The following is a 14820-nucleotide window of genomic DNA, read 5'->3' on the forward strand; positions in this document are numbered from 1 at the left end:
GCTTACGCCTCCGCTTCTTCGCCAGCTTCACGCACGACGATGCGTACGCGGCTGAAGGGCTTGAGGATCTGCGTCGACTTGCCGCGGCCGCGAGCATGGAAGCGCTTGAGCGTGAACGCCTTGCCCACCGATGCTTCCGCGACGACCAGGCTGTCGACGTCCAGATTGTGATTATTCTCCGCATTGGCGATGGCCGACGCCAGCACCTTGCGCACGTCGACCGCCATCGCCTTCTTCGAGAAGGTCAGGATGTTGAGCGCGTCCTCGACCTTGCGACCCCGGATCAGCGTCGCGACGAGGTTCAGCTTCTGGGCCGAACCGCGAATTTGCGTGCCGACGGCCAGTGCCTCATTGTCCGCAACCCGGCGGGGGGACTTTTCCTTGCCCATTAGCGCTTGCCCTTCTTGTCGGCGGCGTGGCCGGGGAAGAAGCGGGTCGGGGCGAATTCGCCCAGCTTGTGACCCACCATATCCTCGTTCACGGAGACCGGAACATGCTTGCGGCCATTATAGACGTTAAACGTCAGGCCGACGAACTGGGGCAGGATGGTGGAACGACGCGACCAGGTCTTGATCGGGGCGCGGCCACCGGCGTCCTGCGCCGTTTCTGCCTTCTTCAGAAGGCTGAGGTCCACGAACGGACCTTTCCAGACGGAACGAGCCATCGCGGATTACCTCTTCTTCTTGGCGTGACGCGACCGGATGATCATCTTGTCGGTCGACTTGTTATGACGGGTACGAGCACCCTTGGTCGGCTTGCCCCATGGGGTAACCGGATGACGGCCGCCCGAGGTCCGGCCTTCACCACCACCATGAGGGTGATCGACCGGGTTCTTGGCGACGCCGCGGGTAAGCGGACGAATGCCGTTCCACCGGTTGCGGCCCGCCTTGGCGAGATTGGTGTTGCCGTTGTCGGGATTGCTGACGGCGCCGATCGTGCCCATGCAATCCGAGCGGATATAACGCTGCTCACCCGACGACAGACGCACCATCACCATGCCGCGATCACGACCGACGAGCTGGGCGTAAGTGCCTGCCGAACGGCAGAGCTGACCACCCTTGCCCGGCTTCATCTCGATATTGTGGATGATCGTGCCGACCGGCATCTGACCCAGTTCCATCGCGTTGCCCGGCTTTACGTCGGTCTTCTTGGCCGCGATGACCTTGTCACCGGGGGCAAGACGCTGCGGCGCCAGGATATAGGCCTGGGTGCCGTCAGGATAGTTGACCAGCGCGATGAAGGCAGTGCGGTTAGGGTCATATTCCAGACGCTCGACCGTACCCTCGACATCCCACAAGCGACGCTTGAAGTCGATGATGCGATAGCGCTGCTTGTGCCCGCCGCCGATGCCGCGCGAGGTCACATGACCCTTGTTGTTGCGACCACCGGTCTTGCGCTTGCCTTCGGTCAGCGCCTTGACGGGCTTGCCCTTGTGCAGGCTGGACTTGTCGACGAGGATCAGGCCGCGCTGGGCCGGGCTCGTCGGGTTATAATGCTTCAGAGCCATCTCAGCGGACTCCCTCGGTGATGTCGATCGACTGGCCCTCGGCCAGACGGACGATCGCCTTCTTCACATCAGAGCGCGTGTAAGGTTTACCCTTCCAGCGCTTCGTCTTGCCCTTGGTGACCAGGGTGTTCACGCTCGTGACGCTGACGCCCCAGATCGCTTCGACGGCCGCCTTGATTTCCGGCTTGGTCGCATCGTTCGCGACCTTGAAAACCACGGCGTTGTTCTCACTCAGAAGCGTCGACTTCTCGGTGATGTGCGGCGCGACAACCACGTCATAATGACGGTTGTCGACGGTGCCGGCTTGCTTTTTAGCCATTGAAACGGGCCTCCAGCTTTTCGACCGCAGCGCGGGTGAGCACCAGCGAGTCGGCTTTCAGGATGTCGTAGACATTGGCGCCGACAGCCGGCAGCAGGTCCACGCCGATGATATTGGCCGACGCCTTGGCGAAGCTGACGTTCACCGCGTCGCCGTCGATGAACAGCACCTTGGTGAGGTTCAGCTTGGCGAGACTGGCCACGAGGGCCTTGGTCTTGCCTTCGGCCACGTCCAGGCTGTCGATGATGGTCAGCGAGCCGTCCTTCACCTTCGACGACAGCGCCATCTTAAGGCCGAGCGCGCGAACCTTCTTGTTCAGCGACGGATTGAAGTCGCGGACGCGGGCGCCGTGCGCCTTACCACCGCCGATGAAGATCGGCGCGCGGCGATCGCCGTGACGAGCCGTACCGCCACCCTTTTGACGACCGAACTTCTTGCCGGTGCGGGCAACTTCGCTCCGCTCCCGCGTGCCGCGGGCCGTGCCGCGGCGCTTTTCGAGCTGCCAGGTGACGACGCGGTGCAGGATGTCGGCGCGGGGCTCGACGCCGAACACGGCATCGTCGAGATCCAGATCGCCAGCGGCCTGTGCGTCGAGGGTCTGTACATTGACCTTCATGGTTTAGCCCTCCTGGCCGTCGGTGGCGCCGGCATTATCGCCGGCGGCCGGGGTTGCGTTCTGGGCATCGTTGACGCCCTCGTCATTGGCCTGCGCATCAGAAGCGGCCACACCAGCCTTGACTTCATCATCGCCCGGCAGCGCCGCGATCGGGTGCACGGCCGCTTCAGGGACCATGCCCGGTGTCGTGTCGTCTTCTTCGTGGACGACGCCCTTGGCGATCAGGCTGGCGGGATAGGGAACGTCGGCCGGGCGAGGTACCTTTACGGCGTCCTTGACCGTCAGCCAGGTGCCCTTCGCGCCAGGCACGCTGCCCTTGACGAACAGAAGGCCGCGCTCAACGTCCGTGCGGACGATTTCCAGATTCTGTTGCGTCCGCTCACGATCACCCATGTGGCCGGCCATCTTCTTGTTTTTGAAGACGCGACCCGGATCCTGCCGGTTACCGGTAGAACCATGCGAACGGTGCGAAAGTGACACGCCGTGGGTAGCACGCAAGCCGCCGAACCCCCAACGCTTCATGGCACCAGCAAAGCCCTTGCCCTGCGTGTGACCGGCCACGTCGACCAGCTGGCCGGCAATGAAATGGTCAGCAGCAATTTCAGCGCCGACATCGAGGAGCGCATCCTCGGCAACGCGAAATTCGACGAGACGTGCTTTGGGCTCGACTTCGGCCTTGCCGAAATGGCCGCGCTGCGGCTTGGCGACATTCTTGGCCTTGGCGACGCCGGCACCGAGCTGAACGGCGATATAGCCGTCACGATCGGTTTCCTTGCGCGCTACGACCTGGTTGCCCTCGAGCGCGAGCACAGTGACGGGGACATGGCGCCCATCGTCCTGAAACAAGCGGGTCATCCCGACTTTCTTAGCGATCACGCCTGTGCGCATCACTGATTACTCCCATAGAGGCCCACCTTAGCAGCGGGCGTATCCAACGAAAAAACCGCTCGGGATTTCTCCTTCGCGGCCAACCCAATATGTAGATCACCCCGTCCGGGTTGGATGCTGCCCCCTCTCGGGGACGGCGACGGGGGACCAGGACCACAGCCGAGGCTGCGCGGTATCCCTTGTGTCGTTTTGAGCCCCCGGTTTCCCGAAGATGCCCGATACCCTGCCTTCCTAACGGATTGCAGGGACTTGCTGGCTTGCCACCCCGGCCTTCGCCGGGGCTAAAGGCAAACCCGCTTAAGCGAGTTTGATCTCGACGTTCACGCCGGCAGCCAGATCCAGCTTCATCAGCGCGTCGACCGTCTGCGGCGTCGGCTGCACAATGTCAAGCATGCGCTTGTACGTGCGGACCTCAAATTGCTCGCGCGACTTCTTGTCGATGTGCGGGCCACGGTTGACCGTGAACTTTTCGATGCGCGTCGGCAGAGGAATGGGGCCGCGAATAAGGGCGCCGGTGCGGCGGGCGGTGTCGGCGATGTCGCCGGTCGCCTGATCGAGCACGCGATGATCGAACGCCTTGAGGCGAATGCGGATGTTGCTGTCCATGTCCTACTACCGATGCGAAAGAGCCAAACCAGAGCATTTTCAAGTCAGGCGAAGCCTGGCGAGTCCGAAAATGCAGCAAATCAAAAACAAATCGCCCCGTTTTACCCTCTAGCGCAGTGCCGGCGAGGATAGGTCCGAGGCGATAGAAATCCGAGCGGCGCGAATCAGATGATCCGCGCCGCTGCGGCGCCTATATTACTTCGTGATCGTGCCGACAACCCCTGCGCCGACGGTACGACCGCCTTCACGGATTGCGAAGCGCAGACCGGCGTCCATCGCGATCGGCGCGATGAGCTTGATTGTCAGCTTCACATTGTCGCCCGGCATCACCATTTCGGTGCCCTCGGGAAGTACGACTTCGCCGGTGACGTCCGTGGTGCGGAAGTAGAATTGCGGACGATAGTTGGCGAAGAACGGCGTGTGACGGCCACCCTCTTCCTTCGACAGCACATAGATTTCGGCGTCGAAATCGGTGTGCGGCTTGATCGTGCCGGGCTTGCAGAGAACCTGACCACGCTCGACGTCTTCACGGCCAACGCCGCGAACCAGCGCACCGATATTGTCGCCCGCACGACCTTCGTCGAGCAGCTTGCGGAACATTTCAACGCCCGTGACGGTGGTCTTGCGGGTGTCCTTGATGCCGACGATCTCGACTTCCTCGCCGACCTTGACGATGCCGGTCTCGACGCGGCCGGTAACGACCGTACCGCGACCCGAGATCGAGAACACGTCTTCGATCGGCATCAGGAAAGGCTTGTCAACGGGGCGCTCGGGCTGCGGGATCCAGCTGTCGACGGCTGCCATCAGCTTCAGAACGGCGTCGTGGCCGATCTCGGGGGTTTTGTCCTGCAGAGCGGCAACGGCCGAACCGGGGATGATGGGGATGTTATCGCCATCGAAATCATAGCTGCTCAGCAGCTCGCGAATTTCCAGCTCAACGAGCTCGAGAATCTCGGCGTCGTCGACCAGGTCGACCTTGTTCATGAACACGACCAGCTGGGGAACGCCGACCTGCCGGGCGAGCAGGATGTGCTCGCGGGTCTGTGGCATCGGGCCGTCGGTGGCGGACACGACCAGGATCGCGCCGTCCATCTGGGCGGCACCCGTGATCATGTTCTTCACATAGTCGGCGTGGCCGGGGCAATCGACGTGCGCATAGTGGCGCGCTTCGGTTTCATATTCGACGTGTGCGGTCGAAATGGTGATGCCGCGAGCGCGCTCTTCTGGCGCCTTGTCGATATTATCGTAGCTGGTGAAGGTCGCGCCGCCGGTTTCGGCAAGCACCTTCGTGATCGCTGCCGTCAGCGAGGTCTTGCCATGGTCGACGTGACCGATGGTGCCGATGTTGCAATGCGGCTTCGTCCGCTCAAACTTAGCTTTCGCCATTTTATCCTACCTTCTAATCAAATCCGATGGGTTTGACCGCTCGGCCGCGCCTTGCGAAGGCGCGTCCATAGCAGCAAATTCGCATAATGAAAGGCCTAACCGACCCGCTGCCACGGGCCGGATCAGGATTTTCAGGCCATCTTGGCCTTCACTTCGTCGGCGACGTTCTGCGGCACTTCGTCATAGTGCGAGAAGGACATCGAGTAGCTCGCGCGGCCCTGGGTAAAGGAGCGCAGCGAGTTCACATAACCGAACATATTAGCCAGCGGGACCATGGCATCGACGGTCTGCGCGTTGCCGCGGCTGTCGGTGCCTTGGATCTGGCCACGACGGCTGTTCATGTCGCCGATGACGTCACCGAGATAATCTTCCGGGGTCACGACCTCGACTTTCATGATCGGTTCGAGCAGCGTGATGCCCGCCTTCTGCGCGACTTCGCGCATCGCGGCGCGACCGGTAATTTCGAACGCCAGTGCCGACGAATCGACGTCATGATAGGCACCGTCATACAGGGTGATGTCGAAGTCGATGATCGGGAAGCCGATCAGCGATCCCGAAGCCGCGGTTTCGCGCATACCCTTTTCAATCGCGGGGATGAATTCCTTGGGAATGTTACCGCCCTTGATCTCGTCCTTGAAGATGATGCCCGCGCCGCGCTCGCCCGGCGCGACCTTCACCTTGATGCGGCCGAACTGGCCCGTGCCGCCCGACTGCTTCTTGTGGGTATAATCGACGTCGACCGCCTTTTTGAGATATTCGCGATACGCCACCTGCGGCGCGCCGACATTCGCCTCGACCTTGAACTCCCGCTTCATGCGGTCGACGAGGATTTCGAGATGAAGCTCGCCCATGCCCTTGATAATCGTCTGACCCGATTCGTGATCAGTCGAAACGCGGAAGCTGGGATCTTCGGCCGAAAGACGATTGAGCGCGACGCCCATTTTTTCCTGGTCGGCCTTGGTCTTGGGTTCGACCGACAGCTCGATCACCGGATCGGGGAATTCCATCCGTTCAAGAACGATCGGGAACCGCTCGGCGCACAACGTATCGCCGGTAGTGGTTTCCTTCATGCCCGCCAGCGCGATGATGTCGCCGGCAAATGCCTCGTCCACGTCCTTACGGTCGTTGGCATGCATTTCGAGCATGCGCCCGACCTTTTCCTTCTTGTCCTTGACCGAGTTCAGATAGGTGCCCTTGGTCAGGATTCCCGAATAGATGCGGGCAAAGGTCAGCGTGCCGACGAACGGGTCGTTCATCACCTTGAAGGCGAGCGCGCTGAACGGCGCGTCGTCCGTGGGCGGACGGCTATCCTTCTCGTCGCTGTCCATCTTCACGCCCTGCACGTCTTCGATATCCAGCGGGCTGGGCATATAGTCCACGATTGCGTCGAGAAGTGGCTGAACGCCCTTGTTCTTGAACGCCGAACCGCACACCACCGGCACGAACGACTGATTCAGCGCGCCCTTGCGGATCAGCGCCTTCAGCGTTGCTGCATCCGGTTCATTGCCTTCCAGATAGGCTTCCATCGCCTCGTCGTCCTGCTCGACGGCGAGTTCGATGAGTTCGCTGCGATATTTGGCCGCCTTGTCGGCGAGGTCGGCGGGGATCTCCTCGAAGAAGAACTCGGCGCCCAGCGACTCATCCTTCCAGATGATCGCGCGGTTCTCGACCAGATCGACAAGACCCTTGAAATCGCTCTCCGTCCCGATCGGCAGGTACAGTACGGCAGGCTTGGCGCCCAGGCGGTCGATGATCGACTGCACGCAATAATAAAAATCGGCTCCCGTCCGGTCGAGCTTGTTGACGAAGCACATCCGCGGGACCTTGTATTTGTCCGCCTGACGCCACACCGTTTCCGACTGCGGCTCAACGCCAGCCACGCCATCGAAGCACGCCACGGCGCCATCGAGCACGCGCAGCGAACGCTCGACTTCGATGGTGAAGTCGACGTGCCCGGGGGTGTCGATGATATTGATGCGGTGGTCTTTCCAGAAGCAAGTCGTGGCCGCAGACGTGATCGTGATCCCGCGCTCCTGCTCCTGCTCCATCCAGTCCATCGTGGCGGCGCCGTCGTGGACTTCGCCGATCTTGTACGACTTACCGGTATAAAACAGGATTCGCTCGGTCGTCGTCGTCTTGCCGGCGTCGATATGCGCCATGATGCCGATGTTGCGATACATGTTGAGCGGATGGCTGCGGGCCATGATGCTTCTCCGTTGCCGGCGCACCGGCGGTTGGTATTCAGGTCTTGCGTGCGGCCCCTAAACCAATCCGTTCGCCATGGGTAGACACCCTTGGCGAACGGACAAGTTTATTGGAACCACGGGACAGAAGAGGCGCCCAAAAGCACCCGATCCGAAGCGTTTACCAGCGGTAATGCGAGAAGGCGCGGTTGGCTTCCGCCATCCGGTGCGTATCTTCACGCTTCTTGACCGCGTTGCCGCGATTGTTGGCGGCGTCCAGCAGTTCGCCCGACAAACGGGCAGCCATGGTGGTCTCGCTACGGTTGCGCGCGGCGGTGATCAGCCAGCGGATCGCCAGAGCCTGCGAACGCTCGGGACGAACCTCGACCGGCACCTGATAGGTCGCACCGCCGACGCGGCGGCTGCGGACTTCGATGCCGGGCTTGATGTTGTTGAGCGCGTCATGGAACAGGGCGATCGGGTCCTTCTTGGACTTCGCTTCGACGGTTTCGAGCGCGCCGTAGACGATCTGCTCGGCCACGGCCTTCTTGCCGTCATACATGACGCTGTTCATGAATTTGGAAAGCACCTGATCGCCATAGCGGGGATCGGGCAGGATGATGCGCTTTTCGGGGCGACGACGACGTGACATATCTCTGGTCTCCCTTACTTCGGACGCTTCGCGCCGTACTTCGAACGGCTCTGCTTGCGGTCCTTGACGCCCTGGGTATCCAGAACGCCGCGCAGCACATGGTAGCGAACGCCGGGAAGATCGCGGACACGACCGCCGCGGATCAGCACGACGCTGTGCTCCTGGAGGTTGTGGCCTTCACCTGGAATATAGGTGATGACTTCGCGCTGGTTGACCAGGCGAACCTTGGCCACCTTGCGGAGCGCCGAGTTCGGCTTTTTCGGAGTCGTCGTATAGACGCGCGTGCAAACGCCACGCTTCTGCGGGTTGGCTTCCATCGCAGGGACCTTGGACTTGGCCTTCTGCGGATCGCGGCCCTTGCGGACCAGCTGGTTAATCGTCGGCATGAAGCCCTTCACCTTTTCAGTTACTTTACCGCCCTGCGCCCTGCATTCCCTGCCATCGTTTCCAACAGCAAACGCCCCGGTGGGCGAAGACGCCCCCTGGAGCCGCAAGAGCACCCGGTAATGTTCAGCTCTGTTTCCACCCGGGGAATGACGACCGAAAGGCAAGTCTTAATAAAGACGAGTCCCGGCACGGCAGGCCGCTGGGCAGGCGCGCCCTATAGCTACACCGCACCAATGGGTCAAGCTGCTCGGGCGAACAGGACGAACGGTCGAGGGACGAGCGTTATCGGGCGGTTCGTTAGCGGATTGATAAGGATAAATGGCCTAGCATGGATGAGAGACGCTGACAAAGGCCCTGACAGACGGACAGAATGTGAGCGAGCTTTCTATCATATCGGGCGAATTTGAAAATTCTGCCCGGGAAGCGGCCTTCCAGGGCGGCCGGCTCGACGAATCGCGGCGACATGCGCGAACGCTGTTCATCCTGTCCGCCATCCTCAATAGCCTGTTCCTCATGAGCGACTGGCGCTTTGCCGGCACCCCGCATTTCTTTGTCGCCATCCCGGCGCGCCTGTTCGTCATTCTCTGGTCGCTCACATGCCTGTCGCTCTGCCGCCACATGACGAGCTTCAAAAGGGTCGAACGCATCTGTTTCGCCTGGCAATGCGGGACGGCGATCGGTGTCGCTTTCCTCGTCAGTTCGCGCAGCGATATCGCGATTTTCGTCATGGTGATGCTACCTCTGGTCTTTTACCTCGTGGTGCCGACCAGCTTTCGCGGCAATGTCGGTGGCGGGATGGGATGCTGCCTGGCCATGCTTATAGGCTATCTGGCACCGCTCCCTTCCTCTCATACGAATGCCGGTATGGCCCTGGCCATGCTGATCCTCCATTGCGGAATGTGGATCGCGGTTTCGCGCACCAATCGGCTGCAAAGGCAGGCGTGGATGGCGAGCGAAATCGCCAAGGCCGCCCATGTTGCGCTCGCGCGGAGCAGTGAAACGCTGGAGCGAATTTTCATGGCCGTGCCCGTACCGCTCGTCGTCACACGCTACGATGGCGAGTTGACCCGCTTCAACGACGCTTTCACACGCGCCTTTGGAAATTGTGGCTCCCCCGCGAAGCTGCGCGTCATCGATGACGTCGCCGGTGGCCGGGGCCAGCCGCTGCTGCGGGTTAAAGCCGGGGAGGCGATCGACGATCATGAATGCCGTATAGAGGGCGAGAATGGCGTCGTTCGCGAAGTGTTGCTGTCATGCCGCCCGATCATCATCGACGGAGAAGAGCGCGTCCTTTCAAGTACCGTGGACATAACGGATCGGAAAGACGCCGAGCGCCATTTGGCCCATCTTGCCATGACCGACGCACTGACGGGGCTCGCCAACCGCTCACACTTCATGGCCGCACTGGCCCAAGCAGCCACCGGCACGCTGCACGGCGATACGTCGATGGCGGTCGTGCTGATCGACGTCGACGAATTCAAACGCGTCAATGATAGTGCGGGGCATGACGCCGGCGATGCTCTGCTTTGCACGGTCGCCAGACGCCTGCGCGAGGCGCTTCGCCCCGGCGATCTGGTCGCGCGCATGGGCGGCGATGAATTTGCCGTCCTCCTGACCCGGCTCCCGGGCATCGCCGATCTTCAGGCGATCCTGACGCGCATGACCGCTCGGCTCCATCTCCCGATCGACTATGCCGACCGGTCGATCGATTGCCGCGTGAGCATGGGGGTTGCGCTCTTCCCCGATCATGCACAGGATATTTCCGACCTGATGAAACATGCGGACATTGCGCTTTACGAAGCGAAAAATGGTGGCCGGGGCCGCGCCTGCCTGTTCGAGCACCGACTGCTCGACAATTGGCAGCGGGAGGCACGAATGCTCGAACGCGCCCGCGACGCGCTGGTCCATACCCCGCCCATGCCCTGGTATCAGCCCAAGGTCGAACTCGCGACAGGCCAGATCATCGGGTTCGAAGCATTGCTCCGCTGCGTCCGCGCGGATGGCTCCATCATGATGCCGGGCGATATCGCCGCCGCTTTCGAACACCCCGAACTTGGTCGGGCGCTGACCGACCGGATGCTGGGGCAGGTTTTGGCGCAATGCGGCCAGTGGCAGCGGGCGGGACTGAATGTCGGGCATGTCGCGGTGAATATTCCGGGCGTCGAACTCCATGATCCGGCGTTTCCCGATCGGCTGATCGCGCGTGCCGATGAGGCCGGCGTGCCGTCACATATGATCGAACTGGAAGTCACCGAGTCGGTATTCCTCGGCCGCAATGCGGAGGTCGTCGAACGAAGCCTGCATCGGCTGAGCGCCGCGGGCTTCTCTATTGCCCTCGATGATTTTGGCACCGGCTACGCCTCGCTTTCGCATCTCAAGCAGTTTCCGATCGATATCATCAAGATTGACCGGTGCTTCGTACGTGATCTGGAAACCGATCCCGACGATGCCGCTATTGTCCGCGCCGTCCTGAACCTTGCTTACAGCCTTGGTATTCGCACCGTTGCCGAAGGCGTGGAAAATGCTCGCCAAGTCGACTATTTGCGAGCCGGCGGATGTCATTACGCTCAGGGTTTTCATTTCAGCGCCGCCGTCCCCGCAAAAAATGTGCCTGGCCTGCTGGCGCCAATGGCAACTGGCACCCACTAATATTCTCTCTGAACGGAACCGGACTGCCTTCTGATCGTTTCGTCGCGCCCCGGCGTCATTTTGTCACGCCTTGGCAGCCGTCGATTCGCCTGACGTGAGATGCTTTGCTAACGGCCCTGATCGAATCATAACGGGGTCGCAATTGAACCAGCAATGCAAAAAGGGGGTCACCGACCTCTGGACGAGGGTACTCGCCCTTTGTCCGGAGCGGGAGATTTTCCTGCGCTCCGGCGCGCAAGTGCGATTCTTTCGCCTTTCCCGCCGCGCTCAGCTGTCGGGAATCGCCTGTCTGTCAGCGCTGATCATTGGCTGTGCGACGCTGGGCGGGAGCCTATATCTCCACCGAAACGCTCTTGCCCAGGATCAAGCGTTGCTCGCCCAACAAAGCAAGGCGATCGCAGGCAAGGCCAACAGGGTGGCCGCCTATCGCAAGTCGGTGGACGATCTCGCCCATGAACTGGAAGAGCGCCAGGATTTCATGGACGATCTCTATCGCACTCACTTCGGTACTGAAGATCGCGGCGTTACCGGAACCGGACTGATCGGGAAGCCCGACTCACCGAAGGTCCGGCTCAAAGCGAAAATCAATTCTGACGAAAATATCAGCATGGCGCCCGAAGCTGCGCCGCTGATGAAGATTGACGCTCGCCAGCGTCGTTTCGCCTCGGCCCTGACCGCAGTGGTCGAGCGCCGCGCCGACAAGGCGGAAGCCGCGATCCGCAGCTTTGGCCTCAATCCCGCAGCTTTGGCGAAAACAGCGGCGCACGCCCAGGGTGGCCCGTTCGTGCCCTGGCGCGGTGGCCGCGAAGCGCTGCCAGAGGAACTTGAGGGGCTCGCGGGCGCCCTTGCCCGGCTGGAGTTTCTCGAAACGAGCCTGATCAGCATTCCGTCGGGCAGGCCGACCGTGGCGCGAATGGAGACCAGTTCCTACGGCTACCGTCGCGATCCGTTCAACGGCCATGCCGCCTTTCATGCCGGCATCGACTTCCCCGGCAGTTTTGGCCAGCCGATCCTCGCCGCTGCAAAGGGCCGCGTCAGCTTCGTCGGCCAGCGCCAGGGCTATGGCAATGTGGTCGAAGTCGACCATGGCAACGGCCTGATGACCCGCTATGCGCATTTGTCCGGCTTTGTCGCCCGCACCGGCGCGCCCATCGCGCGGGGCGAGGCAATCGGGCGCATGGGATCGACCGGCCGTTCCACGGGCACGCATCTTCACTTTGAAGTCCGGCTGCATGGTCAGCCGATCAACCCGCGCCGTTTTCTGGAAGCGGCGAAAGACACGCTTCAGGTTCAGCAACTCGCCAAGGCTCGTTTCGCCGACATCGCCCGTCGGGGCTGAGCGCAGGGCCATCACCCATGCAGGTGGTTGCACGCCCAATGCGCGCAGACCATATCAGGTGATGATGGCTATTCAGATCCGCACCACGCTCGAAGAACCGGATACCGGCACAAGCTTCGTCCCTCATCGCCCCGCACGTCCCGAAAAGAGCGAGGGCGGCAGGCGGTTTAAGCTCATCAGCGATTACGAGCCGTCCGGCGATCAGCGCACCGCCATCCCCGAACTTGTGCAACAGGCGCTGGCCGGCGAGCGCGATCAGGTGCTGCTGGGCGTCACCGGATCGGGCAAGACCTTCACCATGGCCAAGGTGATCGAGGCGCTGCAACGCCCCGCCCTCATCCTCGCGCCAAACAAGATTCTTGCCGCGCAGCTTTACGGCGAGTTCAAAAGCTTCTTTCCGGAAAACGCGGTCGAATATTTCGTCAGCTATTACGACTATTACCAGCCTGAAGCCTATGTCGCGCGGTCGGACACCTATATCGAAAAAGAATCGAGCGTTAACGAGAGCATCGACCGGATGCGCCATTCTGCGACCCGGTCGCTGCTGGAGCGGGACGACGTCATCATCGTCGCATCGGTCAGTTGCATCTATGGCATCGGGTCGGTCGAAACCTATTCGGCCATGACCTTTTCGATGAAGAAAGGCGGCATCGAGGACCAGCGGGAGATTATCCGCAAGCTGGTTGCGCTCCAGTACAAGCGCAACGACGCAGGCTTTTCGCGCGGAAATTTCCGGGTCAAGGGCGACAATCTGGAGATATTCCCGTCCCATTACGAGGACACGGCCTGGCGGATCAGTTTCTTTGGCAACGAGATCGAGGAGATTGTCGAATTCGACCCGCTCACCGGCCGCAAGGTCGCCTCGCTCGACTATGTGAAGGTCTTTCCCAACTCGCACCATGTCACCCCCGGCCCGACGCTCAAACAAGCGATGGAGGCGATCCGGCATGAATTGACCGAGCGGCTTAAGGAGTTGGAAAGCGAGGGCAAGCTGCTCGAAGCGCAGCGGCTGGAGCAGCGCACCAATTTCGACCTGGAGATGATCGCGGCGACCGGCAGTTGCGCGGGAATCGAGAATTATTCCCGCTTCCTGACCGGCCGTCTACCCGGCGAACCGCCGCCGACCCTGTTCGAATATATCCCGGAAAACGCGCTGCTATTCGTGGACGAAAGTCATCAGACGGTGCCCCAGATCGGCGCGATGGCGCGCGGCGACCACCGCCGCAAGATTACGCTCGCCGAATATGGCTTTCGCCTGCCGAGTTGCATCGACAACCGCCCACTGCGCTTCAACGAATGGGACGCGATGCGACCGCAGACGGTCAGCGTGTCGGCGACGCCCGGATCGTGGGAGATGGAGCAGACCGGCGGCGTGTTCAGCGAACAGGTGATCCGCCCGACCGGACTCATCGATCCGCCGGTCGAGATCAAGCCGGTCGAGGATCAGGTCGACGACCTCATCAACGAATGCCGGAAGGTCGCGGCGCAGGGCTACCGCACGCTCGTCACCACTCTGACCAAGCGGATGGCGGAGGATTTGACCGAATTCATGCACGAGGCGGGCATCAAGGTCCGCTATATGCATAGCGACGTCGAAACTCTTGAACGCATCGAGCTGATCCGTGATCTGCGGCTTGGCGTCTATGACGTGCTGATCGGCATCAACCTGCTGCGCGAGGGACTGGACATTCCCGAATGCGGCCTCGTCGCTATCCTAGATGCCGACAAGGAAGGCTTTCTGCGCTCGGAAACCTCGCTCATTCAGACGATCGGCCGGGCCGCGCGCAATGTCGACGGCCGCGTCATCCTCTATGCCGACCGGATCACCGGCAGTATGGAGCGGGCGCTCAACGAGACCGGGCGGCGGCGCGAAAAACAGGAAGCCTATAATCTGGAACATGGCATCACGCCGACGACCATCAAGCGCCACATTGGCGACATCATCGCCCATGTCGCATCGCGCGACCAGGTGACCGTGGATACTGGCGATGCGGATCGCCCGCACATGGTCGGTCACAACCTCCGCGCCTATATCGAGGACCTCGAAAAGAAGATGCGTGCCGCAGCGGCGGACCTGGAGTTCGAAGAGGCCGGGCGGATCAGGGACGAAATCCGCAAGCTGGAGGCAGAAGAGCTTGGACTTCCGGTCGATCAGCAGGTCGCTGCGCCCCGCGGTCGCGCGAGCGAGGGTAAGCCGGGCACGCGCAAATTGCGCTATGGCAAGACGCAGCGCAAGTTCGGGCGATAGAACCGCCGAAACGATCCTGATGGCCCCTCCTGCTACGGCA

General features: G+C 61.5%; 14 protein-coding genes. 3 read left to right on the plus strand and 11 right to left on the minus strand.

The features are described 5' to 3' along the window. Window positions 1–2: 2 nt before the first annotated feature. The 11 genes from rplV to rpsL form a co-directional block, all read right to left on the minus strand. The gene (rplV, locus tag WG907_RS08560) at window positions 3–389 is read right to left on the minus strand and encodes a 50S ribosomal protein L22 (protein ID WP_340232329.1); all 387 of its coding nucleotides are present in this window, start codon (window positions 387–389) and stop codon (window positions 3–5) included. Then, a complete protein-coding gene (gene rpsS / locus WG907_RS08565; RefSeq protein WP_007707899.1) occupies window positions 389–664 on the minus strand; it encodes a 30S ribosomal protein S19 in 276 nt (91 codons plus the stop codon). The genes rplV and rpsS overlap by 1 nt, the downstream gene beginning before the upstream one ends. Window positions 665–670: 6 nt before the next feature. Beyond that, a complete protein-coding gene (rplB, locus tag WG907_RS08570) occupies window positions 671–1507 on the minus strand; it encodes a 50S ribosomal protein L2 (protein WP_340232330.1) in 837 nt (278 codons plus the stop codon). 1 nt (window position 1508) lies between these two features. Further along, entirely contained in the window at window positions 1509–1826 is a 318-nt protein-coding gene (locus tag WG907_RS08575; RefSeq protein WP_340232331.1) for a 50S ribosomal protein L23, read from the minus strand. After that, window positions 1819–2442, minus strand: a complete 624-nt coding sequence (rplD, locus tag WG907_RS08580; protein WP_340232332.1) for a 50S ribosomal protein L4 — start codon at window positions 2440–2442, stop codon at window positions 1819–1821. Before rplD ends, WG907_RS08575 begins: the two co-directional genes overlap by 8 nt. A gap of 3 nt (window positions 2443–2445) precedes the next feature. Next, window positions 2446–3330 (minus strand): 50S ribosomal protein L3, encoded by an 885-nt coding sequence (gene rplC, locus WG907_RS08585; RefSeq protein ID WP_340232494.1) that lies wholly within the window; start codon window positions 3328–3330, stop codon window positions 2446–2448. A 297-nt stretch (window positions 3331–3627) separates the two neighbouring features. Next, a complete protein-coding gene (gene rpsJ, locus WG907_RS08590; RefSeq protein WP_007686587.1) occupies window positions 3628–3936 on the minus strand; it encodes a 30S ribosomal protein S10 in 309 nt (102 codons plus the stop codon). A 195-nt stretch (window positions 3937–4131) separates the two neighbouring features. Next, window positions 4132–5322 carry an elongation factor Tu gene (gene tuf, locus WG907_RS08595; RefSeq protein WP_340232333.1) on the minus strand — a complete coding sequence of 397 codons (1191 nt, stop codon included), beginning with the start codon at window positions 5320–5322 and terminating at the stop codon, window positions 4132–4134. Between the two features lie 131 nt (window positions 5323–5453). Continuing rightward, entirely contained in the window at window positions 5454–7526 is a 2073-nt protein-coding gene (gene fusA / locus WG907_RS08600) for an elongation factor G (protein WP_340232334.1), read from the minus strand. A 160-nt stretch (window positions 7527–7686) separates the two neighbouring features. Next, window positions 7687–8157, minus strand: coding sequence for a 30S ribosomal protein S7 (gene rpsG / locus WG907_RS08605; RefSeq protein ID WP_340232335.1), 471 nt, complete (start codon window positions 8155–8157; stop codon window positions 7687–7689). Between the two features lie 14 nt (window positions 8158–8171). Then, window positions 8172–8543 carry a 30S ribosomal protein S12 gene (gene rpsL / locus WG907_RS08610; protein WP_056692058.1) on the minus strand — a complete coding sequence of 124 codons (372 nt, stop codon included), beginning with the start codon at window positions 8541–8543 and terminating at the stop codon, window positions 8172–8174. A gap of 373 nt (window positions 8544–8916) precedes the next feature. On the opposite strand from rpsL, the gene WG907_RS08615 reads away from it, so the two are divergent. The 3 genes from WG907_RS08615 (at window position 8917) to uvrB (ending at window position 14780) form a co-directional block, all read left to right on the plus strand. Beyond that, complete coding sequence (locus WG907_RS08615) at window positions 8917–11193, plus strand: putative bifunctional diguanylate cyclase/phosphodiesterase (protein WP_340232336.1); 2277 nt, start codon at window positions 8917–8919, stop codon at window positions 11191–11193. A 142-nt stretch (window positions 11194–11335) separates the two neighbouring features. After that, complete coding sequence (locus WG907_RS08620; RefSeq protein WP_340232337.1) at window positions 11336–12532, plus strand: M23 family metallopeptidase; 1197 nt, start codon at window positions 11336–11338, stop codon at window positions 12530–12532. A 64-nt stretch (window positions 12533–12596) separates the two neighbouring features. Further along, window positions 12597–14780: an excinuclease ABC subunit UvrB gene (gene uvrB, locus WG907_RS08625; protein WP_340232338.1), complete on the plus strand. Its 2184-nt coding sequence runs from the start codon at window positions 12597–12599 to the stop codon at window positions 14778–14780. The last annotated feature ends 40 nt before the right edge of the window (window positions 14781–14820 follow it).

The sequence above is a fragment of the Sphingobium fluminis genome (assembly GCF_037723805.1).
In the GTDB taxonomy this organism is placed as follows: Bacteria; Pseudomonadota; Alphaproteobacteria; order Sphingomonadales; family Sphingomonadaceae; genus Sphingobium.

What these genes read in the sequence shown, in the direction of transcription:
- rpsS (WP_007707899.1), bottom strand. Translation starts at nt 664, where the DNA reads ATGGCTCGTTCCGTCTGGAAAGGTCCGTTCGTGGACCTCAGCCTTCTG.
- rplD (WP_340232332.1), bottom strand. Translation starts at nt 2,442, where the DNA reads ATGAAGGTCAATGTACAGACCCTCGACGCACAGGCCGCTGGCGATCTG.
- rplV (WP_340232329.1), bottom strand. Translation starts at nt 389, where the DNA reads ATGGGCAAGGAAAAGTCCCCCCGCCGGGTTGCGGACAATGAGGCACTG.
- tuf (WP_340232333.1), bottom strand. Translation starts at nt 5,322, where the DNA reads ATGGCGAAAGCTAAGTTTGAGCGGACGAAGCCGCATTGCAACATCGGC.
- rpsL (WP_056692058.1), bottom strand. Translation starts at nt 8,543, where the DNA reads ATGCCGACGATTAACCAGCTGGTCCGCAAGGGCCGCGATCCGCAGAAG.
- rplB (WP_340232330.1), bottom strand. Translation starts at nt 1,507, where the DNA reads ATGGCTCTGAAGCATTATAACCCGACGAGCCCGGCCCAGCGCGGCCTG.
- rpsJ (WP_007686587.1), bottom strand. Translation starts at nt 3,936, where the DNA reads ATGGACAGCAACATCCGCATTCGCCTCAAGGCGTTCGATCATCGCGTG.
- rplC (WP_340232494.1), bottom strand. Translation starts at nt 3,330, where the DNA reads ATGCGCACAGGCGTGATCGCTAAGAAAGTCGGGATGACCCGCTTGTTT.
- WG907_RS08575 (WP_340232331.1), bottom strand. Translation starts at nt 1,826, where the DNA reads ATGGCTAAAAAGCAAGCCGGCACCGTCGACAACCGTCATTATGACGTG.
- fusA (WP_340232334.1), bottom strand. Translation starts at nt 7,526, where the DNA reads ATGGCCCGCAGCCATCCGCTCAACATGTATCGCAACATCGGCATCATG.
- uvrB (WP_340232338.1), top strand. Translation starts at nt 12,597, where the DNA reads ATGGCTATTCAGATCCGCACCACGCTCGAAGAACCGGATACCGGCACA.
- rpsG (WP_340232335.1), bottom strand. Translation starts at nt 8,157, where the DNA reads ATGTCACGTCGTCGTCGCCCCGAAAAGCGCATCATCCTGCCCGATCCC.